Source organism: Roseobacter sp. HKCCA0434 (assembly GCF_032464675.1).
Classification (GTDB): domain Bacteria; phylum Pseudomonadota; class Alphaproteobacteria; order Rhodobacterales; family Rhodobacteraceae; genus Pontivivens.
Window position 1 is genome coordinate 1 of the sequence record NZ_JAWDKL010000057.1, and the last position, 1,897, is coordinate 1,897.

At 74.7% G+C, this 1,897-nt stretch carries 3 protein-coding genes; 2 read left to right on the top strand and 1 reads right to left on the bottom strand.

Annotation, left to right across the window (positions count from 1 at the left end; genetic code table 11):
• A partial coding sequence (locus tag RX333_RS17200) for an FAD-dependent oxidoreductase (RefSeq protein WP_316016195.1) occupies window positions 1–917 on the bottom strand: 917 nt, incomplete at its 3' end.
• A 44-nt stretch (window positions 918–961) separates the two neighbouring features.
• On the opposite strand from RX333_RS17200, the gene mnmD reads away from it, so the two are divergent.
• Window positions 962–1,627 (top strand): tRNA (5-methylaminomethyl-2-thiouridine)(34)-methyltransferase MnmD, encoded by a 666-nt coding sequence (gene mnmD, locus RX333_RS17205; protein ID WP_316016196.1) that lies wholly within the window; start codon window positions 962–964, stop codon window positions 1,625–1,627.
• 57 nt (window positions 1,628–1,684) lie between these two features.
• Window positions 1,685–1,897: hypothetical protein (locus RX333_RS17210; protein WP_316016197.1), on the top strand; the 213-nt coding region annotated here is incomplete at its 3' end.

Consider the following 1,897-nt stretch of genomic DNA (forward strand, 5'->3'; position numbering starts at 1 on the left):
GGGCGCAGCCCCGCCCAGCGCCGCCGCACCGTCGCCCCCGCCAGCATCGGGCAGAACGCCCGCGCGCGCGCCAGCACGTCGTCGAGCATCGCATCGGGCCCGTCCCCCTCGAACACCCGCTCGCTCGTCGCCCCCACCGCCACGCCCCCCGTGTCATGCGAAATGACGTAGAGCCCGTTCGAATAGATCAGCGGGCGCACGCCTCCGTCGAGATCGAGCAGCAGCGCCTGCCCCTTCTCCGCCCGCCCCGGCACCTCGCCCACCAGCGGCGCGATCAGGTCGAACCCCGCGACCCCGGCGGCGAGCATCACGGCCTCCGCGTCCATCCCGCCGCCGTCCCACTCGACGCGCCCCGGTCCGACCGCCCGCACCGCGCAGCCATAGCGGACCCGCACGCCCCCCGCCTCCAGCGCCGCGGCGAGCGCGCGGCAGGTCGCAGCTGGGTCGAGCTGTGCGGTGATCGCGTCCTCCACGATGCCGAACGGTGCAGCCTCCGGCGCCAGCCAGCCCGGCCAGTCGTCCGCCCCGCCCAGCCGCATCGGCAGGTCCACAGGCCAGCGCGCCGCGGCATCGGCCAGCCGTGCCTTCGCCCGCACCCGCGCCGCCTCGCTGACCAGCGGCACGATCCGCCCCGCACGGCGGAACCCAGTGGGCAGACCCGCCGCCGCCTCGACCGCCCGCAACTCGTCCGGCAAGACCAGCAAGGCCTCCAGCTGAAACTGCTTCTTCGGTGTCCAGCGTTCGGGCATGTGCGGGGCGAGCGCGCCGACCACCCCGCCGCTCGCCCCCGCGCCGACCACCTCAGCCGCCTCCAGCACCGTGACGTCGAGCCCGCGCCGGAGCGCCGCCCAAGCGGTCCAGAGCCCGAAGATCCCCGCCCCCACGATCACCAGTTCCGCCTTGTCGCGACGTGTCATGCGTGCCACCTCTCGCCCGTTCGCGGCAATCCATAGGCCCAGCCATGACAGATGACGAGTCCCGCCTCGACTGGCGCGGCGCGGTGCCGGTGGCCCGCGCCTTCGACGATCCCTACTACTCGCTCGACGACGGGCTGGCCGAGACGCGGCACGTCTTCCTCACCGGCAACGACCTGCCCACGCGCCTGCGCCCCGGCTTCCACGTCGCCGAACTGGGCTTCGGCACCGGCCTCAACGCGATGGCCCTCGCGGCGATCTGCGAGATGCCCGTGCACCTCACCAGCTTCGAGGCCTTCCCCCTGACCCGCGACCAGATCGCCCGCGCCACCCTGCCCTGGCAGGCGCAACTCGGGCCTCAGCGCGCCGCCCTGCTGGACGGCTACGATCCGACCGGCACGCCCTTCGCCATCGGCCCCCTGAGGGTGGAGCTGCGCATCGGCCTCGTCGCCGAAACGCTGCCCGCCTGGGAGGGCAGCGCCGAGGCCTGGTTCCTCGACGGCTTCGCCCCGGCGCGCAACCCCGAGATGTGGCGCGAGGAAATCATGGCCGAGGTCGCGCGCCACACCGCCCCCGGCGGCAGCTTCGCCACCTATACCAGCGCAGGCGCCGTCCGCCGCGCGCTGACCGCCGCGGGCTTCGCCGTGCGCAAGGTCCCCGGCCACGGCCGCAAGCGGGAGATGAGCGTCGGCCGCCTCGCCACGCCCTCGTGACCGAACTTCCCCCGGCCCGACGGCGTTGACCGTCAAACCGACAGGAAGGGACACCAGATGTACCGTATCGCCTTCGCCGCCCTCGCGGCCCTCACCGCCTGTGCCCCCGCGCCGCAAGTCGCCAGCGGCCCGCAAAGCTCCGGCGCGCTCGGCCTCGTCACCGACTGCACCGTGCTCGACGCCCGCCGGATAGAGGTGACGCGGCAGGCCGGCACCGCGGGCGCGCGCATCGGCGGTGTCGGCGGGGGCCTCGCCGGAACCCTGCTCGGC

What these genes read in the sequence shown, in the direction of transcription:
- mnmD (WP_316016196.1), top strand. Translation starts at nt 962, where the DNA reads ATGACAGATGACGAGTCCCGCCTCGACTGGCGCGGCGCGGTGCCGGTG.